Genomic DNA, 21,261 nt, shown 5'->3' with positions numbered 1-21,261 from the left:
AGGCCTCGGGTGCCGGTGCCGTCCCCGCTACGGGGTTTCCGGACCAACCTCGCCGGTCAGGGAGGGATGATCCGAGCACTCGCTTCGCAGGCCCAAAAGCTGCTCGGAACTGTTGGCGCCGTAATCAATCATGGCGCCGTCCGGGCTCTCGGCACTGACTATGAAGGTCCGCTTGGGATTGCTGCTTTCGGGGGGATCGATCGACCGGGTGATCCGGAATCCCTGTTCCTCCAGATACGCCTGCATCTGCTTCCGGGCTGCCAGCGGATCTGCAGGTGCCGGACCCAGCAGCTCAAACTGCATGAACAGCTGCTCCGACGAACCGGAGGGGCCGGGGCATGGACTGGGATTGAACACGATGTCCGGAGCAGCCGGATCCCAGGCGGACCCGTCTTCATACGTCCACCCCGCGGTCCCTGACGCCTTGGTGGCACCCGCTGCCATCTCTATGACGTCGTCGTAGATCACGGCGGCAGCGCGGTTTGAACCGGACCCGGAAAGGCCGCCGGTTTCGGAAGTGCTGCTTCCGGTGGCTGCATCAGCGGTTGAAGAGTTCATCGGATCTCCCTGGGCACATGAGGAAAGGGTCAAGAGGACAGCAAGCCCCGCGCTAGTGGCTGCCGAAATACCTAACCAGCGTCCCCGCCGTAAACTCCAGCACGAGCCACTGCCTCTTGAAGTAGTCATCTGCCGCTTTCTGGTTGGTATCTATAGCTGAGTCAAACATAGTCTGTGCTTCGTCGACGAGGTCGTTGAAGGATTGCTGCCCCCTGTCGAACCCGGCGCCCACATGACGCTGGATGCCGTCCACCAGCGGATCAAGCGGATGCTCGTAGGGCCCCACATCCGGCAGATAGTGCTCCTGCAGCAGGTCCGCGCCGAGGGCGGCAGCGCCCTGCAGCGCATCGCCTGCTGCGTCATTGACGCCCTGGAGCCGGTCCACGGCGGCTGCCCCGGCAAGCTGGGCGGCATCCACGGCCCGGCCAGGACCATAGTAGATGTCTGCCGCGCGGGCTTTGGCGTTTTCTATCTGCTCATCCGTGAGGGACTGATCGGAAAGAGTGAGCAAGTCTCCATCGCCGGCGCTCGCCGCGGCGATGGACCACAGGCTCGCCGTCCCGTAGTCTAGGTACCCGCGGCCCCGCTCGGTTTCCGTCAGGCCGGCGCCGTCCTCGGTGCCCTCGAGGGAGTGCCCGCCGTTGCCGCTTCGTTCCTCGCCTCCCAGGTGCTGCTCTTCGGAACTGAAGACACGCGATCCCCAGGACTCGGCGGTTGGACTCAGGCGGGGGTCGCCAAAATGTGAGCCGAGGATACCGCCGGGGGCGACGACGTCCGCCTTTCCCTGCGTGGCGTAGACCTCCCGGGCGTTCAGGTCGGCAGCCGTCCTGGCGGCTTCGGGGTCGATCCCCGCGGAGCCGAAAAACACCACCGTGTCCACGGTGTGGACCGTTTGGCTGAGTGCGAAGGCCGCCGTGGTGGTGCCGTAGGAGTGTGCGGTGATGCTGACCCGGGGGACGTCCCCGGCACGGGTGTTGTAAACCCCGTCGATCACGGTTGCCAGTTTGTCCCCGCCAATTCGTGCCTTGTCGGAAAGGAGAACCTGCGTGGAAGGCGGCATGTCCGGTGAATCGTAGCCAATCCAGGCAACGACGGCATGGTCTGAGGTGAAGGCCTTCTGTGCCTCGTGGAGGTTGTTGGCCGCCCAGACGGCGTCGTCCATATCCCTGGTGGAACTTCCCATCCCCGACACATTGATGCTCACGCTGGCAGCAGTATCCATATTGCCCACCGCCACGGCGGCGAGCGGAGGCTCGGCCGGGTCGAACGCGATGAGGCTGAGTCCCGTCGGGTCCTTGTTGTCCTTTTTCTTGATCGAGTTCTGGATGCTCTTATACGACTCCCGCTGCTCATCCGTCGCCCGCCATGAGGGTTTCAGGACCATGGCGAGCACGGCGGCGTTGGCTGCCGCCCGCACGGCGTACGGAACACCTTCGGTGTTGCCGGCCAGGGCGGGCAGATGCTTGACCAGCGACTCCTGCTGTCCCTGGGTCAGTGAGTGCCAGAACTCCGCCTGCTGTTCTGCCGCAAGGCCAAGCCGCGGGGGATAGACGGCCGCCTCCGGGTAATCCGCGGCAAACTCCGCATACCGCGAGGCATCCATTCCGGCAAGGAAATCGTAATAGCTGCGGACGTCCTCCGCCGAGGCGCCCGGAGCCGTTGCCTGCCGGTGCAGCCGCTCGGCATCATGGCTTTGCAGGTCCAGGGCCCCGCCATGGTAGTGCGAGGGCACGTCTGCGGAGGCGCGGGCAATGCCGGACACCGCAGCAGTGCAGATCTCCCGTGCTTCCTCGTAGCTGCCGGTAAGGGCGTTGACCCGGTCCTGGAACTCCCACTGGTAGTTCAGGAGCTTGTCCTGGAATGCATGCCCGTCGGTGTCGTCGGCCAGGAGCTGTCGCAGCGTGGCATTTGCGGCAGAGATTTCACGCTGCAGGGCAGCCCGGTCCCTGCGCATCGCCTGGACAGCCTCCGCGAAGTCCTCCAGGGCACCGGCAGCGGCGGCCGTGTTCTCGGCGAGGACTCCGGCCTGGCGGGACGGCGTGTTCATTGCACCCAGCACGAGGTACTTGTGGGGTGTGTCGTAGAGGCCCTCCAACGCGGTCCATTTGCCTGCCGCAGCCGAGACTGCGTCCTTGAAATCCCTGCCTGCGGAACGGAGCAACTGCGCCTGGGCAGCCAGCACCTCGGGGTCCGGCGACGTCGCCGTGGCGGAGAGATCGAGCTGCAGAATACCCATTACTGGACCATCCACCGTCCGGCCCCGCCCGGCACCGGGGCGTTCCATGCCGCTGATGATTCAGCAAGGGAGGCGGCTTTCCGGGCGTTATCAGCCATTTCCCGGTCGCCGGCTTCGTACGCGTTCACGCTCTCGAGTGTGCCCTGGACGGCGTTGTTGCAGCGCACCAGAATGTCGGTCATGTCATTGGCGAGGACGTCGAACCGCAGCCGGTCTACGGCGTCGGCCACTTCCGGACAGGATGCGAGCGCTGTTTCCAGGGCATTCAGCGCCTCCTGTGCTGCGTCCTTGGCGGGTTCACAGTCGGCTACCAGCCCCGAGCAGTCGTGCAGCAAGGACCGTACGCCCTGGACCTGGATGTCCCACCTGTTTTCCCCCATGCGGTACACCCTAGGGAACCGTCCGGGTTGCGTCCATGGGGACATCTACCCATGTGGAAAGCTTCTAACGGGCCTTAACGACAGGCAGTTCATCCCAGGCCGTGGTGTAGCGCGGGGAGGAGAACTTCCGGGACATGGTCCATTCCGGACGGGCGCTGGGCATTCCGGCCACGCCCAGCCCGATGCTCGCCGAACCGTATTTGTCGGCCACCCTGCCCAGAAGCTCCCCGAGGTGGCGGTGTTCCTGGGCCGGGACGAACACATCGAAGACCGGCTGCGCTCCGGCGTCGGACAGGCCGGTGAGCATTACTCCCGCCTTGGTGTAGGGGATACCTTCCACAATGTGGTCTTCGAGTGCCCCCACCGCGGCACGGGTCAGCACCACCGGATCGGACGTGGGGTTCTGCAGTTTCAGCGTCACGGAGGGGAACGACGCCGCTTTGTGGCTGAAGTGCGAGGTCCCGGCATAGGCGGTGAGCACCCGGGCCTGCTGGTGTTCGCGCTGCAGCCGTGAGGCGGCCTGCTGGGCGTAGATGCTCATCACCTGCCGCATCTGCGCTGCGGTGGTCACGGGGACCGAGAAGCTGCGGGAGAAGATCAGCTGCTGCCGGTCCGCACGTTCCTCCTCCAATGGCAGGCAGGGTGTGCCGTTGAGTTCCAGTACGGTCCGCTGGAGGGTCACCGAGAAGCGGCTGCGGATCACCGCCGGATCGGCTGCCTTCAGGTCGGCGACGGTGCGGATCCCCATGGCCTCAAGACGCCGGCCCAGCTTCGCGCCCACGCCCCATAGCCCGGTCACCGGCACGCGGGACATGATGGTCTGGACCGCCGCCGGATCCATGGTCTCGAGGTTGCAGACCCCGTCCAGATGCCGGTTCTGCTTCGCGATCCGGTTGGCGAACTTCGCCAGCGTTTTGGTGGTCCCAATCCCGACGCACACCGGAAGCCCGGTATGGCGGGCGACGGCGGCACGGATCCGGGTGCCCTGTTCATCCAGTTCCCCGGGCGTGCCCGCGAGTCCCAGGAACGACTCGTCGATCGAGTAGACCTCCTGCCACAGGGCGAAGCGGCCCAGCAGCTCCATGACCCGTGAACTCAGGTCCCCGTAGAGCTCATAGTTGCTGGAGCGCTGGACCAGCCCCAGGTGCGGAGCTGCCTCCGCCAGCTTGAACCACGGCTCCCCGGTCTTGATGCCCAGCGTCTTGGCTTCGTCCGAGCGGGCCACCACACAGCCGTCGTTGTTGGACAGCACGACGACGGGTATGCCTTCTAGACGCGGATCGAAGGCGCGCTCGCAGGAGACGTAGAAGCTGTTCACATCCACCAGGGCAATCCGCTGCTGCCGGCTGCCGGCCGCCGGGACGCCGGAGTCAGACATGGTGCAGGCAGCGTGTCACTACGCCCCAGACGGACAGCTCATCCGGATCCGGGACCAGGACGTCCTCATAGCCCGGATGCTCTGCGGCCAGCACGACGCTGCGGCCGGTGAGCCGGAGCCTGCGGACCACCAGTTCACCCTCCAGGACGGCGACGACCACCGATCCGTCGCGCGGCGTCAGCGACCGGTCAACGATCAGTTCATCGCCGTCGCTGATCCCGGTTCCGGACATGGAATCGCCGGAGACCCGGACGATGTAGGTGGAGGTCACGTCACGGATCAGGTGGCGGTTCAGGTCGATCCGGCCGTCGAAATAGTCCCGGGACGGGCTGGGAAACCCGGAGGCGGCGTCCGCACTGGACGGGCCCTGCGGGCGGGAGCCCGCGGAAGCGCCGGGAGTGTTCCCCGAGAAAACCGGCATCTTCCAGCCCTCCGCTGCGTTAGAACATACGTTCGATCCCTCCAAGCCTAGCACCGTGCAGGCCGGGTGCTGCAGTAGGGTCTCGGGGTATGGAAACGGGATGGCGAAAGCGGGCGGTGCTGCGGAAGGTCGCGGACATGCTCCCTGATCCCGCGGCACTGGGCCGGCGTGTGTTCGTCGCGGTCGACGGTGTGGACGGATCCGGAAAAACCACCTTTGCTGATGCGCTCGCCGGTGTCCTGCCCTGCCCGGCCGCAAGGGTATCGATCGACGGGTTCCACCGGGTGCGCGCCGAACGCTACCGCCGGGGTCCGGATTCCCCGGAGGGATTCTGGCTGGATTCCTACGACTATGGGGCGTTCCGCCGCCTGGCCATCGACCCGCTCCGGCCCGGCGGCTCGGGACGCTGCCGCACTGCGAGCCACGACCTGGGCTCAGACGTGCTGATTGAGGGGCCGGAACTGCAGGTTCCCGGGCGGGCCTTCGTTCTGGTGGACGGGATCTTCCTCCACCGCCCGGAACTGGCGGAGATCTGGGATGCCTCGTTGTTCCTGGATGTGTCCTTCGAGACATCGTACCGGCGCATGGAACTGCGCGACGGGTCCGATCCCGACTCGGAGGCGGCCGGAAACCACCGCTACGTACAGGGACAGCGGCTCTACCTTTCGGCGTGCGACCCGCGGTCCGCCGCGGACATCGTGATCGACAACAACGACGCCGAGGCTCCGGTCCTCCTCCGCGGCGTGCCGGCGGGACAGTCCGGCCGGCGCCCGGACTGAACTCCGGCTGCAGGGGCGTGGTCTTGGCGGGCCGCTGCGGGCGATACCGTTTAACCCATGAATGTCGAGGTGTACATCCCGCGGAAGCTCGGGCGGGAGCTGGAAGAGTTGGCTGAAGAACAGGGAGTACCGGTGGAAAGCCTGATCCTCAACGGTGCCAGGCTGCTGCTGGAACACCGCAACCGCCGCAACCACGTCCAGTCCTAGCGGCGTGCAGGGCAGGGGGCGGTTTTTCGCCGCACCCTTGCGCGCAACTGACTGGATGTCTATTCTCGCCGCGGCCGCACCATTCATTTCCCTGACAGGCAAGGGCGACACCAGCATGAGAATCACCGTGGCAAGCATCTTCGTTGATGACCAGGAAAAGGCGCTGGATTTCTACACCAGGGTCCTCGGATTCGAGAAGCGTTCGGACGAGCCGGCAGGGGATGCCCGCTGGATCACCGTCGGCAACGCCGGAGAGGATGGCGGCGTCGAACTGCTGCTGGAGCCAAGCTCCCACCCGGCGGTTGGCCCCTTCAAGGAAGCACTGCTCCGCGACGGGATCCCCTTCAATTCCTTCGGGGTTGTCGATGTGCAGGCCGAGTATGAGCGGCTGCTTGCCCTGGGGGTGGAGTTCACGCAGCCGCCGGTCCAGATGGGGCCGGTGACGACGGCGGTGTTTTCCGACACCTGCGGCAACCTTCTGCAGATCGCCGCCATGGAAGGATGAGTTCCGGAAGGCCTTAGTGCGGAATGTTGTAACGGGGCTCGCGGAGGGTGGAGCCGCTAATGCGGTGCATCCGCTGGCGGCAGAACGGGTCATAGACTTCGATGCCGATCCTGCCCGTGGCTGAATCGGCAGTCCGGATGCAGGTGCACGGGGCAAACACGTGCGCTGGACCTTTCTGGGAAACCGAAAAAACCTGACCCTTTCATTCTTACTCTTTCCTGGGCCTGCCTCCTGGCGGGGTGCGGTCGACGAGCGGGCTGCGGCCGGCGTCCGTTGACCGCCGGGAAACCGCCGAGGCCCAGACCCAGGTGGAGCGCCGGACGCCGGCGTCTTCCCACATCACCTGCACGGCCTTGGCCGACCAGGTGCTGGTCTCGCCCTTGACCAGCTCTGCGCAGCCGGGAAAGCGGATCCATGCCCAGACGGGAATTGCGGGCATGGACGTGGTGACCGGAAAGTGGTCAAAATCAAGTTCTTCGGGGGTTAATCCGATGGGTTCGGCGCGCCTGGCATACCTGGCTGCCAACCGCGCCGCAGCCTGAGGGTCCATGACTTAAGTAGAACATATGTTCGAATCCCAGGAGTGGTGAGTTGCGTGTGAGCTGCGTGCAAGGGGCAGCCTCGGCACTGGGTTCCGTGGTCGATTTGGGGCAGAATGCCTTCCATGTGCGGACGATACGTGATGGCCAGGGCAACGTCGGACCTGGTGTCTTCCTTCGCTGCGGACCAGGTGGTGGGGAAGGAAGTTGAAGCCTCCTGGAACGTCGCCCCAACGGATGATGTGCGGATTATCACCGAACGCCGTGCCGGGGACGGCACGGTCCGCAGGCTGGCAACGGCCAAGTGGGGACTGGTTCCGGTCTGGGCCAAAGACCCCAAAATCGGTTCGCGGCTGATCAATGCGCGGCGGGAGACCGTCCTGGAGAAGCCTGCGTTCCGGAAAGCCGCCGTCAAACGGCGGGCCCTTGTTCCGGCAGACGGTTACTACGAGTGGGAAAAAACCGAGGACGGCAAGATCCCGACGTACCTGCATCCCACCACGCCGGAGCCGATCGCATTCGCCGGACTGTACGAATTCTGGCCCGATCCCAGCCTCCCGGAGGACCACGAACACAAGTGGCTGCTCAGCGTCACCATCATCACCACTGAGGCAGCGGACGAACTGGGTCACATCCATGACCGAACTCCGCTGATCGTCCCGCCGGATGTTTACGACCTGTGGCTGGATCCGGAACTCACCGACACCGAAGCCATCGCCGCCCTGCTGGACACGATTCCCGATCCGGTGCTCACCCCGAGGATCGTCTCCAGCGAAGTGAACTCTGTGCGGAACAACGGACCCCAACTGATTGAGCCGGCCGACGACCGGTGCCCGGAAGCCTGAGCAGGCAGGATCCACCCGGCCGGTCCGGGCCGCATCACCAGGCGTAGTCCTCGGGGGCCGGCTTGTGCCCCGGGAAGATGGCATCCAGCTTCTCCAGGGTCTCGGCGTCGAGCTCGATGTCCAGCGCGGCCAGGGCATCATCGAGCTGTCCTGCGGTGCGGGGACCTGTAATCGGGGCGCTGACGGCCGGCTGGTGCAGGAGCCAGGCGAGGGCGAGGATGCCGGGTTCGATCTCCAGTTCCGCAGCCAGGTCCTCGTACGCCTGGATCTGCTCCCGGTGCTTGGCAAGCAGGTCCTGGACCCGTCCCTCGGCCCGCCGCCCGCCGTCGTCCTGGGCCTTCAGGATGCCGCCGAGGAGCCCGCCCTGCAGCGGAGACCAGGGGATGAGGCCCAGCCCGTATTTCTGTGCCGCGGGAATGACCTCACGTTCTACGGCGCGGTTAACCAGGTTGTAGATGCTCTGCTCCGAAATGAGGCCGTTGAAGCTGCGCCGGCGTGCATTCTCCTGGGCTTCGGCAATGTTCCACCCCGCGAAGTTGCTGCTGCCGTTGTAGATGACCTTTCCCTGGGCCACCGCCGTCTCCATGGCCTGCCAGATCTCGTCCCAGGGCGTGTTCCGGTCAATGTGGTGGAACTGGTAGAGGTCGATGTGGTCGGTCTGCAGCCGCCTGAGGCTGGCGTCCAGCGCCTGGCGGATGTTCAGTGCGGAGAGGTACGTGTCATTGGGACCCGGCCCCATGGAGCCGTAGAGCTTCGTGGCAATCACGGTTGCTTCCCGGCGCCCCCCGCCCTGGGCGAACCAGCGGCCCACGATTTCCTCGGTGAGGCCTTTGTTGTCCCAGCCGTAGACGTTGGCCGTGTCGAAAAAGTTGATGCCTGCTTCCCGCGCCTCGTCCATGATGCGGTGGGAGTCCTCTTCGCCGGTCTTGGGACCAAAGTTCATGGTGCCAAGGCACAGCCGGGAGACCTGCAGGCCGGAGCGGCCAAGATGCGTGTACTTCATGCTTCCTCGGTTTCCTTTGATTCGCCGCAGCCGGCCGCTCGGAGCGAACGGCGGGCGCGCGGGCGCACTGCTCCTCATTCTGCCGACGGCGCCCTTCCCGTGGAAGGGGTGGCCGCCGGCGGCGTCCCATCCCGGGAAAGACAGACGGGCCGGCCCGGTGCCGGAGCGGCCGGCAGCCGCCTGGCCTCCTGTAGCCTAGGAGCGCACATTGGGACCTGGCAGGAGGAAAAGTGGCCGAATCGTATTACCGCTCGCTGGGCGAGGGGACGTTCGAATCAACCCTCCACACCCAGGGTGCCTGGAACGACCACGAGCAGCATATGGCGCCGGCAGCGGGACTATTGGTGCACTGCCTGGAGCAAACCAACCAGCGCCCGGACCTCCGCCTGGCCCGGGTCAGTTTCGAGATCCTGGGCATCATCCCGCAGGGCATCTTCAACGTCACCACCAAGGTGGCCAGGGCCGGCCGCACCATCGAACTGCTGGAAGCCGAACTCATTGCCGGCGGGCGCACGGCCATCAAGGCCACCGCCTGGCGGCTGGCCGTGGGCGATACGTCAGAGGTCGCCGCCCTGGAGGACGAAGCCATGCCCGGCCCCCGGGAAGCAGCGGGCTTCGACGGGATGACCGCCTGGCCGGGGAACTTCATCAACACCCTCGAGTTCCGTGCCGTTCCCGGCCTCCGCCCGGGAAGGGGCCAGGTTTGGGTCCGCTCTCCGTTTGAAATGGTCGACGGCGGACCGACACCGGACCTGGTCAGTCTGCTGGGCCTGGTGGATGCAGCCAACGGCGTCGCGGCCCGGGTCCCGCCGGGAGGGGACAGCTGGATGTTCCCCAACGTAGACCTGCAGATCCACCTCCACCGCAGGCCCGCGGGTCGCTGGCTGGGCCTGGATACCCGGGTCACTTTCGGCACGGACGGAATTGGGCTCACCTCTTCGGTGCTCCATGACGAGTCGGGGCCCTTTGGGCGCAGCGAACAGATCCTCACTGTCCGGCCGCTGGGCCGGAGCTGACCGTGCAGGAACCGGCGCGTGTCCTGGAGGTCTACCGGCAGCGCGATTCGCTGGGGGCGGCGGAGGATCTTGAACTCGCCCTGACGCTTCTGGCTGCGGCCCGCAGGGGAGAGCTCGGCCCGTCGCTGCGCGTCTACCGGCCCCGTCCGACCGTGGCGTTCGGCCAGCGTGATGCCAGGCTGCCTGGATTCGCAGATGCCGCGGCCGCCTGCCGGGACCTGGGTTTCGAGCCGCTGGTGCGCCGGGCCGGGGGCAGGGCAGCTGCGTACCACGAAGGGTGCCTGATCCTTGACCACATCGAACCGGAGGCCAACGCCGTCGCCCGTTCCCTGCCGCGCTTCGCTGACTTCGCCTCACTGCTGGCAGCGTCGCTGCAGGATGCGGGCGTGGCGGCATCAGTGGGCGAGATTCCAGGGGAATACTGCCCGGGTGAGTACAGCGTCCACGGCGGGACAGGACCGGGGCGCATCAAGCTCGTGGGAACCGCCCAGCGGGTGGTCGCCGGGGCCTGGCTCTTTTCCTCCGTGGTGGTGGTGCAGGACGCCGCGCCGCTGCGGCAGGTGCTGACAGCGGTTTATCAGGCGCTCGGCCTGGACTGGGACCCGGCGACCGCGGGAGCGGCAGAAGACCTGGCGCCGGAACTTACGCTTCCGGAGGGCGAAGCTGCCCTGCTGGCCGGCTATGGCAGGTACGCCCGGCTGCGTCAAGGGGACCCCTCCGCGCTGCTGAAATTCTCCGCCGGGCCGGGCCGGATGCTTCCAACCACTGCCTGAGCCCGTTAGCATCTGGCAACGGAAACGCAGCGTGGGCGGCTCCGGAGCGGCCGCGCGCCAGACTAATCAAAGGACCAGCATTGCCTAAGAAGAGTATTGAAAACACCGCCCTCCGGCTGAAAGCCATCCTGGAAATCCTGGCGGCCCATGATCCGTCCGAACACGGGAAGACCTCCCGTGCCGAGGTGCTGCGGCAGGCCCTGGAGCAGGTGCCCCTCGAAGAGGCAGAGACGGCGCTGCTGGCCAGCGGCGTCGCCCGCGGTGAACGCGCCCTGGTCACTGCCAGCACCAAACTGGTCAAGGCGGGCTGGATCCTCAAGGAAGGACGGGCGGGCTGGAGCATCACAGGCGCCGGACGTGCCGCCCTTGCCGAGTTCCCCGCCGTGGAACAGCTGCAGGCCGCCCTGCACGGAAGCCGCCAAACGATTGAAGCGGTGACCGTCTCAGAAGCGCAGGGTGAGGCGGTGCTCGAAGAAGCACTCGTCTCTGCCGAAGTCACCCCTCCCGCAGCCCAGCCCCATGGCTCGCACCCGGAGGAGAACTACGGGGGGCCGTCCTTCCCGCAGCCGGGGTCGGTGGCCGTTCCGGGCACATTCGGCGCAGTCCTGGGCGGGGATGACTGGGATCCCGGAGCTGACTCCGTGCAGCTCAGCTTCGACCGCAGCGACGAACTGTGGAAGCTGACCGTGGACCTGCCGCCCGGGAACTATGAGTACAAAGCTGCCCTCAACGGGACCTGGGCTGAAAACTACGGCACCTGTGCACACTTCGACGGCGCGAACTACGGCTTCCAGCATGCCGGCGGTCCGGTCACCTTCCTGTACGACCACGCCACGCACCTGGTGGTGACCAAACCGGACAGCGTCTGAGCCGGTCCGTTCTGACCCACGCCGTGGGGTCCGGCCGGCTCAAGGCTGCCGGCCGGGTTCGAGCCGCACCGGATCCACCAGCACTCCGGCCGGTTCCCTGATCCACCAGACATGGTCCCGGCGTAGTTCAGCGGGTGTCGAAAACCGGTATGTGAACACCCTGGCGCGGACCCAGCGCGGCGGCCTGCCGTTGAACGGGTCTTGCCGCAGCAGTTTCAGCGTCGGCGCGTCCGCCGCCAGAAGCTTCTGCAGGAGGACAGGAAACCAGCCGCGCCCGGAGGCGCCCAGGCCCAGGAACCACATCATCCAGTCCAGGCGCAGATGATAAGGCGCGAACTGCCGGGGCAGCCGCCGCGGATCCCCGGGCTTTCCGTGGAACTGGTATTCCAGCCACAGTGCCTCCGGTCCGGGAACGTCCAGCGTGCCCTCGATGATGACTTCGTGCCGGCGCCGCGTGATGCTCCCGAACGCGCCGTAGGCGTTGGAGAGGTGCCACCGGTTGAAGGAAGCATTCATTAACTGGTTCCTGCTGAACAGGTTCCGCAGCGGCGCCCAGGCCCAGTAGAGCATCGCGGCCGTCATCGCCAGCACCACGGCGATGAACCACCAAGGAACGGAGCGCGGGTCCGGGACCGCGAACGAGGCCCAGGGCAGCAGTGCCCTCACGGCGCCGTCGTCCACCGCGCTGAAGGCCAGCAGGATGGTCAGGACGTTGAGCCAGGCGAAGTTGCCCGAAAGGACCAGCCAGAACTGGGTCAGGATCACCAGGGCCGCCGCAGCAGAGGCCACCGGCTGCGGGAAGAACAGGAAAACCGGCACCACCAGCTGCGCAAAATGGTTGCCCAGCACTTCAGCCTTGTGCAGCGGCTTGGGCAGATGGTGGAAGAACCAGCTCGCGGGGTTGGGCATGGGCTGGGTTTCATGGTGGTAGTAGAGGGCAGTCAGGTCCCGCCAGACGGTGTCGCCGCGCATCTTGATCAATCCCGCGCCGAACTCCAGCCGGAATACGACCCAGCGGAAGAGGAACAGCACGGTGACCGGGACCGGAACCTGGTCCGAACCCAAAAACGCGGCGAGGAAACCTGCCTCCAGCAGCAGGGACTCCCACCCGAAGCCGTAGAAAACCTGCCCGATGTTCACTATTGAGAGATAGAGGAAGAAGAGGAGGCCAAAGGCCAGCATCGGAAGCCAGGGCGGTCCCTGCTGGGGAAAACCGGCAACCAGCAGCGCCGAGACCAGGACGCCCGTCCAGGCCGCCGAACGCAGCAGCCGGTCTGAGTAGTTCAGACGGAACAGTGTTGGAATCCGCCGCTGGCGCGCACGGTCCAGGTACTCCGGGGCCGGCAGCAGGCCGCGTTCGCCCAGCAGGGCCGGAAACTGGGCCGCCGCTGCCAAGAACGCCAGCAGGTATGCGGCGGCAATGCCGCGCTGCAGGACCTGGCGCGCGAATTCGTATCCCTCGGCACTGAAATACTCCATGGCGCCACCACAGTAGCGCCGAATCCGCGGCGCCGGCAGTACGCCCGCAGCGTTGGCCACAATGGGAGGTACGGTGCCCGGCCGGGCACTCGGGGACTACTATCGAGGGCACTGCGAGCTGAAGGAGTGCCACCATGTTCGAGTACGGAAAAGCATTCAGCGGGTTTGCCGTGGACGACGTCGACTCCGCCCGCCGGTTCTACGGCACCACACTGGAACTCCCCGTGACGGCAGACAACGGGATGCTCCGCCTGGAACTGGGTCCTGAGAAGCACGTGCTGATCTACCCGAAGAAGAACCACACTCCGGCCACCTACACTGTCTTGAACTTCCCGGTGTCCGACATTGATTCTGCCGTGGAAGACCTCGTTGGCAGGGGAGTGGTCTTCGAGGCGTTCGAGGGGGTGGACGCACAGGGCGTTTTCCGCCGCGGCGGACCACTGATTGCCTGGTTCCGGGACCCGGCCGGGAACATCCTTTCCGTCCTGGAACAGGATTAGCGCCTCTCGTGGCTGAATGGCGGAAAGTGTTCGGACCCCGGGGGCAGTCCTACCGGCGGGTGCTCGGTGCTGCCGCGGCGGCCGTGTCAGCCGCGGGTGTCTACTTTCGCATCATCCGGCCCCAGCTGCGCCGCACGGATGCCGGCGGAGAACTTCCCGGAGACAGCTTCCTCTCCGGCAAGGTGCTCCAATACACGCACAGCATGATGGTTCCCGCGCAGGCCGGGGATGTCTGGCCCTATCTCAACCGGGTCGGCCACAGCCGCGCCGGGTGGTACGTCTTCAACCGGTTGGCTGCGCCGGACAGCACTGCGCCCGTGGTTTCCCTCCTGCCGCCGCGGCACGAACTGGACGTTGGGGATGTCATGTCCAGCGGCACGGGCCAAAGGCTGCGCATCAAGGAAGTGCAGCCCAATGAGTGGATGCTGTGGGCGGACGGGGACAGCCGCTGCACCTGGCTGTGGATGCTGCAATCGGTCCGCCTCAACCAGACACGCCTGCTGGTGCGCGGCCGGTTTCGTTACGCGGCGCGGGACCCGGGTTCGCTGGCAGCAGCGCCCCTGGCCGCCGTCGACTGGGCCACCATGCGCCGCTGCGTAAGAACTATCCGTGACCGGGCCGCTGTTCGCTCCGCTACCAGGCTCGGAAACCCGAACCGCTGATAGGTTGACATCATGGAATCTGCTTCCTCGGCCAAGGCACTCCTGGAGGGTCCGCGGGGACGGGAGCTCAGCCTCGAGATTGCCCGGTCGGCATCGCCTTCGCACCCCGCAGAGTTCTACGACACCAGGCGGCTGCTGCCGCCGGGTCTGTCGAGGAATGCCGAGCGTGTGCTCCGCATGCTCACCTCCGTGCCCGAAGACTTTGCAATCAGCGCTGCCGAGCTCCACAAGTGCCTGGCCAGGGTGGTCCGGCGTGCTGTCTACTGGCGGCCGCCGGACGAGATTTCACGCCTGCTCACCGAGCCCGAGGTCCGGGAGGCGATGATTCCTGCCGCCGCCGCAGCCGTGCGCTCAGCGGGATCGGATTGGTGGACACAACCCAGCGCACCGCTGCAGCATTACGTGCAGTGGATCGGGAGCAACGTTGTCCAAGGCACGGGGGAAGTGAGCCTCTCGGGCGCGAGGGACAAGCTGAAACAGTGGCACGGGGCCATCCTCGTGCAGCGAACGAATGCTCCTGTTGCTGCGGGTTGGACCGGCAGGTGGTGGTCCGGTCCTGCGCTCGTGGGGCTTCCCGTCACCACGTCCGCGCTTCCCGGAAGCGGGCCGGCCGGACTGAGCCTCGTGGAGGATCCCCTGGCCTGGAGACAGGCACGGACCTTTCCGCTCCGGGCCCGTTCGGGGGCCCGCGTCTACGAAATCGACAGTCCGGCCAGCTGGGAAGAGCTGGTGCGCCGCTATCCGCTGGACGCCACCCTAGCCCGCCGGGCCGCCTGGTCAAAAGCCGCGGGGACGCCTGAAGCGGAGACCTGGTTTTGGCGCATTCCGGACTGGGTGGCCGTCTCGGAGGATTTCGACGGCGTGCATCTCACCGTGCAGGCATACCTGCGAACCGCCGGGAACGTCGAGGGTACGAGCTACGAAAAGACCATGCTCGCAGGCTGGGCTCCCGGCGAAACCTGGTGGCTGACCGACATCCTGGAGGAAGCCGGGGAACCGACGGACTGGCAGGCGGCAGAGGGCAACGAAGGGTGGCAGGTTTCGCGGCCCTGATCGCACCCGCCCCGGAACCCCGGGAGGACAGCTGCGGCACGCGCTGCGAGCCGTAGCTGTCCTCCCGATGAGCGCCAGGAAATGGGCCGGAGCTAGTGGCCCCGGGCGATCCATTCCTGCAGGTGCGGCGCCTCAGCACCGATCGACGTCGAATCCCCGTGGCCGGTATTCACCACCGTTTCCGCAGGCAGGGTCAGCAGCCGGGTGCGGATCGATTCGATGATGGTACCGAAGTCGCTGTAGGAGCGGCCCGTGGCTCCGGGGCCTCCGCTGAACAGCGTGTCACCGGAGAACACGGTTCCCAGTTCGGGGGCGTAGAAGCAGACCGATCCGGGGGAGTGGCCGGGGGTGTGAAGGGCTTCGAGGGTGACGCCGGCGATTTCGAACGTGTCGCCGTCCTCGATGACGTCATCCGGTCCTTCGTCCGGGAACACTGCGTCCCAGAGCATCCGGTCTTCTGCGTGCAGGAACACCGGTGCACTGAACCGGTCCTGGGCGGCAAGGACCGCCCGGATGTGGTCATCGTGGCCGTGCGTCAGCAGGATGCCCATGACTTCCCGCTCGCCGACCGCGGCTTCGATGGCGTCAACGTCGTGGGCCGGGTCGATGATGATCACCTGCGCGTCGTCACCGATAATCCACACGTTGTTGTCCACGTCCCAGGTGCCGCCGTCCAGGCTGAACGTACCGGAGGTGACGACCTTGTCGATCCGTGCCGCCATTAGAGCTCCACCACCGAACGCAGGACCTTGCCGTCGTGCATCTTGGTGAACGCTTCCTCGATGTCGCCCAGGCCAATCCGCTCGGAGACGAAGGCGTCCAGGTCCAGCCGGCCCAGCTTGTACTGCTCCACCAGCATCGGGAAGTCGCGCGAGGGCAGGCAGTCGCCGTACCAGGAGGACTTCAGCGATCCGCCGCGGCCAAACACGTCCGCCAGCGGCAGTTCGATCTGCATCTCGGGAGTCGGCACGCCGACCAGGACCACACGTCCGGCCAGGTCACGCGCATAGAAGGCCTGCTTGTAGGTTTCCGGACGGCCCACGGCTTCAATGACGACGTCGGCACCGTTGCCGCCGGTGAGGGCGCGGATAGCTTCGACCGGATCTTCTTCGCGGGAGTTGATGCCGTGCGTCGCGCCGTTGGCCAGGGCCAGGTCGACCTTCGCGGAATCGATGTCCACGGCGATAATCGTGGTGGCACCGGCGAGCTTGGCACCGGCAATCGCAGCAATACCGACGCCGCCGCAGCCGATCACTGCCACCGATTCCCCGCGCTTGACCTCGCCGGTGTTGATTGCCGCACCGATGCCGGCCATCACACCGCAGCCGAGCAGGCCCACCGCAGCCGGATCGACGTCGTCGTCCACCTTGGTGCACTGGCCGGCGGCTACCAGCGTCTTCTCGGCGAATGCACCGATGCCCAGGGCGGGCGAGAGTTCCGTGCCGTCTTCGAGGGTCATCTTCTGGGTGGCGTTGTGGGTGTTGAAGCAGTACTGCGGCTGGCCCTTGCGGCAGGCACGGCATTCGCCGCACACGGCTCGCCAGTTCAGGATCACGCGGTCGCCCGGGGCTACTTCGGTGACATCGGGTCCGACGGCGGAGACCACGCCGGTGGCTTCGTGTCCCAGGAGGAAGGGGTAGTCATCGCTGATCCCGCCCTGCTTGTAGTGCAGGTCGGTGTGGCAGACACCGCAGGTGAGGATGTCCACGAGTGCTTCACCGGGCCCGGGGTCCGGAACCAGGATGGTCTCCAGGGATACCGGAGCGTTCTTTTCCTTGACTACTACAGCTTGGACCTTGTGAACCATGGGGGAGGGCTGCCTCTCGGGAGATGTCTCAGGGGCACCCCGGCGTTCCGGGGCTACTGTTCCATCCTAGGGACGCCGATGCCGGGAGTCACTTTCGCGGCTCCCGGCATCGGAACAGTGTTCGGGCAGGTCAGAGGCCCAGGCGGGACTTCACCTCGGCGGCGGACGGATTGGTGGCAGCCGAGCCGTCGGGGAAGAGGACCGTGGGGACGGTTTGGTTGCCGCCGTTGAGGGACTCGACGAGTTCCGCGGTGCCCTCGGTATTTTCGATGTTGACCTCGGTGTAGCCGATGCCCTGGGCATCCAGCTGGGACTTCAGGCGACGGCAGTAGCCGCACCAGCTGGTCGAGAACATGGTGATGGTTCCGGCTGCGGGGAGGAAGGTTTCGGCGGGTGCGGTCATGAGGCAATTCTCCTTGCTGGGTGTTTGTACTGCCGGTTGTGCTGCCAAGGGAACATCAGCGGACGGATTTTCATTCCCAGGCAGCGGGGCCGGCGGGCGGGGAAAAGAAGGGGAAGGCCCGGGGGCGCGCCGGGGAATTCCCTGCCCGCACTCCTGCCGGGCAGACTGGAGACATGTGCGGTCGATACGTCATGGCCAGGGCCATTGGGGACCTGGTGGCGGAAGCAGAAGCGGAAGCGGATGCGAACCTTGAGCTCAGGCAGTCCTGGAACGTGGCCCCCACGTCGGACGTGCCGGTGGTCCTGGAACGGCTGGTGCACGGTGCCCGGGTCCGGCAGATCCACACGGCCCGCTGGGGGCTGGTTCCGGCCTGGGCGAAGGACATTTCCGTGGGGGTGCGCGGGTTTAACGCGCGCAGCGAGACGCTGCTGGAGAAGCCCACGTTCCGGGAAGCAGTCCTCTCACGGCGGTGTGCGGTGCCCATGGACGGATACTACGAATGGAAGAAGGGCCCGGGCGGTATCAAGCAGCCGTACATCGTGCGCCGGACCGACGGAAAGCTGAGCTGGTTCGCCGGCCTTTACGAATGGTGGGCCGACCCTGCGGTCCCGGCCGGGCAGGACGGCCGGTGGCTGCTCTCAACCTCGATTATTACCCTGGCCGCTCCCGATCCCCGGGACGCTGATCCCGTCCTGGCCAGCCTGGGGTCCCTTCACGACCGGCTGCCCCTGCCGCTCTCAGCCGCTGCGCTCGCGGACTGGATCAGGCCCGGGACGCTGGGGCAGGCTGCGGCCATTGACCTGTTGGCGGGAGCATTGGACCAGGCTTATGCAACCGCCGGGCAGTTCCGGCTCGACCCGGCCGACCACGCTGTGGGAAATGTCAGCAACGACGGTCCGTGGCTGCTGGAGGCCGCCACAGCACGTCCGGCGTCAGCGCCGGAGGACGCGCTGTTCTAGGACTCCGAAAACCCTGGAGTGGAGACCTAGGATTCCAGGACGGACAGGGTGACGTTTCCTTCCGCATCCACGGACAGGCCGGGGTTGTGGCAGATTTCCCAGCGGAAGCCGTCCGGGTCGGTGAAGTACCCGGAGTATCCGCCCCAGCTCATCTGCGTTCCGGGGGCAGCGATGGACCCGCCGGCAGCCGCTGCTTCATGCAGGATCGCATCGACGTCCTTCGGTGACTCCACGTTGTGTGCCAGGGTGACCGGCGCCATGGCCGCGGAACCGGTGGCTCCGGACTCCGCGGCAAGGTGGTCATTGCGGAAAAATGACAGCACGATGCCGTGTCCAACCTGGAAGAACACGACTTCCCCGGGGACGTACTGCAGCGCGTCCCAGCCAAGCCGGCAGTAAAAAGCATAGGTAACTTCGACGTCGCTCACGCCAAGGGTGACGACGCTCAACTGGGGCAGCATGTACTGATCCTGCCACTGAACCGGCATCAAACCCAGAATATGGCGAAGAGGTTTCATCCCGCCGGGAGAGGGATCCGTCCTGCAGCCTGTTGACGCGGCGGGACCGGAAGGTCTCTCATGGAAGGCGGCAGTGCACGTCCACGGGCGGGGTGATGGCCGGTTTGGGCCAACCCGCGCTCTCGCGAGAATGCGACGAGGCCCATGAGCACAGCGATCTCCCCGAACCCCGGCCCACACGAGCGCCCTGATGCAGACTCGGCCAGGCCAGGGCCCCCGGCCTGGCTGCGCATCCTCATCCCCGTGGTGCTGATTATTGTCTGGTTCGTGGTGGGCGGGATCGGCGGTCCGTACTTCGGGAAGATCAGCGAAGTCACCGAAAACGACCAGTCGTCCTATCTTCCCGCCAGCAGTGCTTCCACGCAGGTCGCAGACCTGCAGGCGCAGTTCAGCGACAGCAACGCGATTCCAGCAGTCGTGATTTTCGTCAACGACGCCGGTCTGACGGACGCGGACAAAACGTTCATTGAGGACCGGACGCAGGCGCTCGCAGGCACCCAGGGAGTGGACGGGAGTGTTTCCCCGGTCCAGTATTCCGAGGACGGCAAGGCTGCCGAACTGTTCGTGCCCGTGGCGGATGACTCTGAGGCCGCCGCGACGGTGGAAAACCTGCGCAGCGTCATAGCCGACGGCCAGCCCCAGGACCTGTCCGGGTATGTCACGGGCCCAGCCGGGCAGCTGGCAGACATCTCCGATGCTTTTGGCGGGATCGACGGGACACTGCTCCTGGTCGCGGTGGGCGCTGTCCTGCTCATCCTGATCATTGTCTACCGATCGCCGCTGCTGCCTATCCTTGTGCTGCTGACCTCGATCTTCGCCCTGTCTGCCGCGATCCTGGTGGTCTACTGGCTGGCAGACGCGGACCTGCTGAGCATCAACGGGCAGGTCCAGGGCATTCTTTTCATTCTGGGCATTGGTGCAGCCACGGATTATTCGCTGCTCTATGTCTCGCGGTACCGGGAATCGCTGCGCGATCACCGGGACCGCTGGACGGCAACCTGGGCTGCGTTGAAGGGAACGTTCGAACCGGTGCTGGCTTCTGCCGCGACCGTGATCGCCGGCCTGCTGTGCCTGCTGCTGAGCGACCTGAATTCCAACAAGGCACTGGCACCGGTCGCTTCGATTGGCATTGCCTTCTCCTTCCTGTCGGCTATGACGCTGCTCCCGGCCCTGCTGTTCGTTTTCGGCCGGGCGGCCTTCTGGCCCCGCCGCCCCGCGGTCGGCTCAGGGCACGCCGAGCTCGACCACGAGTCCAAGGGACTCTGGGCGCGGACAGCCCGGATCATCAGGGCCCACCCGCGGCGTACCTGGCTTATCTGCGCAGTTGTCCTGGCTATAGCGGCCATCGGCACTGTGCAGTTCCGGGCCAGCGGGGTGCCGCAGAGCGACTTTGTGCTGGGCGAGACGCAATCAGCGGACGGCCAGGAAGCACTGGGCGAGCATTTCCCCTCGGGCTCCGGCAGCCCGGTGCTGATCATCGCACCGCAGGATGAGCTGCAGGCCGTGGCCAACACAGTGCTGGCCAACCCGAACATCAATTCCGTGACCGTCGCGGCCAGCGGCACTCCGGCCGGTCAGCTTCCGGTAACGTCCGACGGCGTTCAGGTGCCGCCGATCCCCGGCGCCGAGTCCGCTGCGCCCAAGACGGTGGACGGGAAGGTGCTGCTGGAGGCCACCCTGACCCAGGACGCCGATTCGCCCGGAGCCGAAGACACGGTGCGCGACCTGCGTTCGGACCTCTCGGAAGACGAGGGTGTCCTGGTTGGCGGCACCACGGCCACCAACGTGGACACCAATGACGCCGCCCTCCATGACCGGAACCTGATCATCCCGGTGGTACTGGTAGTCATCCTGTTCCTGCTGATGCTGCTGCTGCGCGCGATCCTTGCCCCGGTGCTGCTGATCCTCACCGTCATGCTCTCCTTCGGAGCCACCCTCGGCATTTCGGCGCTGCTGTTCAACTACGTCCTGGACTTCCCGGGTGCGGACCCGGCAGTTCCGCTGTACGGGTTTATTTTCCTGGTGGCCCTGGGCGTGGACTACAACATCTTCCTGATGACCCGGGTCCGGGAGGAGAGCATCCGCCACGGAACCAGGGGCGGAGTGATCCGCGGATTGATGATCACCGGCGGGGTGATCACCTCAGCCGGGATTGTGCTCGCGGCGACGTTTGCCGCGCTGGGTGTGATCCCCGTGCTGTTCCTGGCACAGCTGGCGTTCATTGTCTCCTTCGGGGTGCTGCTGGACACCCTGGTGGTGCGCTCCCTGCTGGTTCCCGCCCTGTCCTACGACATCGGCCCGCGGATCTGGTGGCCCTCGAAACTCGGCCGGCCCGCGGAGCAGGACAAGGCCGCAGCAAGGTCCCGGTAAA

At 66.1% G+C, this 21,261-nt stretch carries 24 protein-coding genes; 12 read left to right on the top strand and 12 right to left on the bottom strand.

Annotated elements, in window-relative coordinates:
* Positions 1 to 27: 27 nt before the first annotated feature.
* From LOC59_RS08540 to LOC59_RS08520, 5 genes are all read right to left on the bottom strand, one after another.
* Positions 28 to 558 (bottom strand): hypothetical protein, encoded by a 531-nt coding sequence (locus tag LOC59_RS08540; RefSeq protein WP_227895638.1) that lies wholly within the window; start codon positions 556 to 558, stop codon positions 28 to 30.
* Between the two features lie 52 nt (positions 559 to 610).
* Positions 611 to 2,794, bottom strand: a complete 2,184-nt coding sequence (locus LOC59_RS08535) for an alpha/beta hydrolase (RefSeq protein WP_229971492.1) — start codon at positions 2,792 to 2,794, stop codon at positions 611 to 613.
* Positions 2,794 to 3,174 (bottom strand): DUF6507 family protein, encoded by a 381-nt coding sequence (locus tag LOC59_RS08530; RefSeq protein WP_229971490.1) that lies wholly within the window; start codon positions 3,172 to 3,174, stop codon positions 2,794 to 2,796. The genes LOC59_RS08535 and LOC59_RS08530 overlap by 1 nt, the downstream gene beginning before the upstream one ends.
* Positions 3,175 to 3,238: 64 nt before the next feature.
* Positions 3,239 to 4,552 (bottom strand): Y-family DNA polymerase, encoded by a 1,314-nt coding sequence (locus tag LOC59_RS08525; RefSeq protein ID WP_229971488.1) that lies wholly within the window; start codon positions 4,550 to 4,552, stop codon positions 3,239 to 3,241.
* Positions 4,545 to 4,973 (bottom strand): LexA family protein, encoded by a 429-nt coding sequence (locus tag LOC59_RS08520; protein ID WP_229971486.1) that lies wholly within the window; start codon positions 4,971 to 4,973, stop codon positions 4,545 to 4,547. Before LOC59_RS08520 ends, LOC59_RS08525 begins: the two co-directional genes overlap by 8 nt.
* Positions 4,974 to 5,062: 89 nt before the next feature.
* On the opposite strand from LOC59_RS08520, the gene LOC59_RS08515 reads away from it, so the two are divergent.
* The 3 genes from LOC59_RS08515 to LOC59_RS08505 all read left to right on the top strand — a co-directional run bounded on the left by LOC59_RS08515 (position 5,063) and on the right by LOC59_RS08505 (position 6,464).
* On the top strand, positions 5,063 to 5,752 hold the full coding sequence (locus tag LOC59_RS08515; RefSeq protein ID WP_229971484.1) for a uridine kinase: 690 nt from the start codon (positions 5,063 to 5,065) through the stop codon (positions 5,750 to 5,752).
* Between the two features lie 57 nt (positions 5,753 to 5,809).
* A complete protein-coding gene (locus LOC59_RS08510) occupies positions 5,810 to 5,959 on the top strand; it encodes a hypothetical protein (protein ID WP_227895644.1) in 150 nt (49 codons plus the stop codon).
* A gap of 115 nt (positions 5,960 to 6,074) precedes the next feature.
* On the top strand, positions 6,075 to 6,464 hold the full coding sequence (locus LOC59_RS08505) for a VOC family protein (RefSeq protein WP_227895753.1): 390 nt from the start codon (positions 6,075 to 6,077) through the stop codon (positions 6,462 to 6,464).
* Positions 6,465 to 6,672: 208 nt separating this feature from the next.
* On the opposite strand, the gene LOC59_RS08500 is transcribed toward LOC59_RS08505, so the two are convergent.
* Positions 6,673 to 7,014 carry a hypothetical protein gene (locus LOC59_RS08500; protein WP_229971483.1) on the bottom strand — a complete coding sequence of 114 codons (342 nt, stop codon included), beginning with the start codon at positions 7,012 to 7,014 and terminating at the stop codon, positions 6,673 to 6,675.
* Between the two features lie 114 nt (positions 7,015 to 7,128).
* Between LOC59_RS08500 and LOC59_RS08495 the strand changes: the two genes are divergently transcribed.
* Entirely contained in the window at positions 7,129 to 7,848 is a 720-nt protein-coding gene (locus tag LOC59_RS08495) for an SOS response-associated peptidase (protein WP_227895646.1), read from the top strand.
* Positions 7,849 to 7,882: 34 nt separating this feature from the next.
* Here the strand turns inward: LOC59_RS08495 and LOC59_RS08490 are convergent, their stop codons facing one another.
* Positions 7,883 to 8,851: an aldo/keto reductase gene (locus LOC59_RS08490; protein ID WP_227895647.1), complete on the bottom strand. Its 969-nt coding sequence runs from the start codon at positions 8,849 to 8,851 to the stop codon at positions 7,883 to 7,885.
* Positions 8,852 to 9,081: 230 nt separating this feature from the next.
* Here LOC59_RS08490 and LOC59_RS08485 point away from each other — a divergent pair, with 230 nt between their 5' ends.
* The 3 genes from LOC59_RS08485 to LOC59_RS08475 all read left to right on the top strand — a co-directional run bounded on the left by LOC59_RS08485 (position 9,082) and on the right by LOC59_RS08475 (position 11,509).
* Positions 9,082 to 9,867, top strand: a complete 786-nt coding sequence (locus LOC59_RS08485; RefSeq protein ID WP_229971481.1) for a thioesterase family protein — start codon at positions 9,082 to 9,084, stop codon at positions 9,865 to 9,867.
* Positions 9,864 to 10,640 (top strand): lipoate--protein ligase family protein, encoded by a 777-nt coding sequence (locus tag LOC59_RS08480; RefSeq protein ID WP_442860581.1) that lies wholly within the window; start codon positions 9,864 to 9,866, stop codon positions 10,638 to 10,640. Before LOC59_RS08485 ends, LOC59_RS08480 begins: the two co-directional genes overlap by 4 nt.
* A gap of 80 nt (positions 10,641 to 10,720) precedes the next feature.
* Positions 10,721 to 11,509 carry a pullulanase X25 domain-containing protein gene (locus LOC59_RS08475; protein WP_229971477.1) on the top strand — a complete coding sequence of 263 codons (789 nt, stop codon included), beginning with the start codon at positions 10,721 to 10,723 and terminating at the stop codon, positions 11,507 to 11,509.
* A 39-nt stretch (positions 11,510 to 11,548) separates the two neighbouring features.
* Here the strand turns inward: LOC59_RS08475 and LOC59_RS08470 are convergent, their stop codons facing one another.
* Positions 11,549 to 12,988: a lipase maturation factor family protein gene (locus LOC59_RS08470; RefSeq protein WP_229971475.1), complete on the bottom strand. Its 1,440-nt coding sequence runs from the start codon at positions 12,986 to 12,988 to the stop codon at positions 11,549 to 11,551.
* Positions 12,989 to 13,122: 134 nt separating this feature from the next.
* On the opposite strand from LOC59_RS08470, the gene LOC59_RS08465 reads away from it, so the two are divergent.
* From LOC59_RS08465 to LOC59_RS08455, 3 genes are read left to right on the top strand one after another with little or no spacing between them, the layout of a single operon-like run.
* Positions 13,123 to 13,488: a VOC family protein gene (locus LOC59_RS08465; protein ID WP_227895652.1), complete on the top strand. Its 366-nt coding sequence runs from the start codon at positions 13,123 to 13,125 to the stop codon at positions 13,486 to 13,488.
* A gap of 8 nt (positions 13,489 to 13,496) precedes the next feature.
* On the top strand, positions 13,497 to 14,150 hold the full coding sequence (locus LOC59_RS08460; protein WP_227916635.1) for a hypothetical protein: 654 nt from the start codon (positions 13,497 to 13,499) through the stop codon (positions 14,148 to 14,150).
* A 12-nt stretch (positions 14,151 to 14,162) separates the two neighbouring features.
* Positions 14,163 to 15,203: a hypothetical protein gene (locus LOC59_RS08455; RefSeq protein WP_229971473.1), complete on the top strand. Its 1,041-nt coding sequence runs from the start codon at positions 14,163 to 14,165 to the stop codon at positions 15,201 to 15,203.
* 92 nt (positions 15,204 to 15,295) lie between these two features.
* Here LOC59_RS08455 and LOC59_RS08450 read toward each other — a convergent pair whose 3' ends face one another.
* The 3 genes from LOC59_RS08450 to LOC59_RS08440 form a co-directional block, all read right to left on the bottom strand.
* Positions 15,296 to 15,925, bottom strand: coding sequence for an MBL fold metallo-hydrolase (locus LOC59_RS08450; RefSeq protein ID WP_227916636.1), 630 nt, complete (start codon positions 15,923 to 15,925; stop codon positions 15,296 to 15,298).
* Positions 15,925 to 17,010 (bottom strand): S-(hydroxymethyl)mycothiol dehydrogenase, encoded by a 1,086-nt coding sequence (locus LOC59_RS08445; RefSeq protein ID WP_227895656.1) that lies wholly within the window; start codon positions 17,008 to 17,010, stop codon positions 15,925 to 15,927. Before LOC59_RS08445 ends, LOC59_RS08450 begins: the two co-directional genes overlap by 1 nt.
* A gap of 130 nt (positions 17,011 to 17,140) precedes the next feature.
* On the bottom strand, positions 17,141 to 17,413 hold the full coding sequence (locus LOC59_RS08440) for a mycoredoxin (RefSeq protein ID WP_227895657.1): 273 nt from the start codon (positions 17,411 to 17,413) through the stop codon (positions 17,141 to 17,143).
* A 173-nt stretch (positions 17,414 to 17,586) separates the two neighbouring features.
* Here LOC59_RS08440 and LOC59_RS08435 point away from each other — a divergent pair, with 173 nt between their 5' ends.
* A complete protein-coding gene (locus LOC59_RS08435; protein ID WP_227895658.1) occupies positions 17,587 to 18,372 on the top strand; it encodes an SOS response-associated peptidase in 786 nt (261 codons plus the stop codon).
* Between the two features lie 26 nt (positions 18,373 to 18,398).
* Here LOC59_RS08435 and LOC59_RS08430 read toward each other — a convergent pair whose 3' ends face one another.
* Positions 18,399 to 18,833, bottom strand: a complete 435-nt coding sequence (locus LOC59_RS08430) for a VOC family protein (RefSeq protein WP_227916639.1) — start codon at positions 18,831 to 18,833, stop codon at positions 18,399 to 18,401.
* A gap of 201 nt (positions 18,834 to 19,034) precedes the next feature.
* Here LOC59_RS08430 and LOC59_RS08425 point away from each other — a divergent pair, with 201 nt between their 5' ends.
* On the top strand, positions 19,035 to 21,260 hold the full coding sequence (locus tag LOC59_RS08425; protein ID WP_229971471.1) for an MMPL family transporter: 2,226 nt from the start codon (positions 19,035 to 19,037) through the stop codon (positions 21,258 to 21,260).
* The last annotated feature ends 1 nt before the right edge of the window (position 21,261 follow it).

Origin of the sequence: Arthrobacter sp. zg-Y916 (genome assembly GCF_020907385.1) — a bacterium.
Taxonomy (GTDB): Bacteria; Actinomycetota; Actinomycetes; order Actinomycetales; family Micrococcaceae; genus Arthrobacter_B; species Arthrobacter_B caoxuetaonis.
The sequence above is the reverse complement of the archived record's forward strand: the minus strand, read 5'-3'. Positions and strand labels throughout refer to the sequence as shown.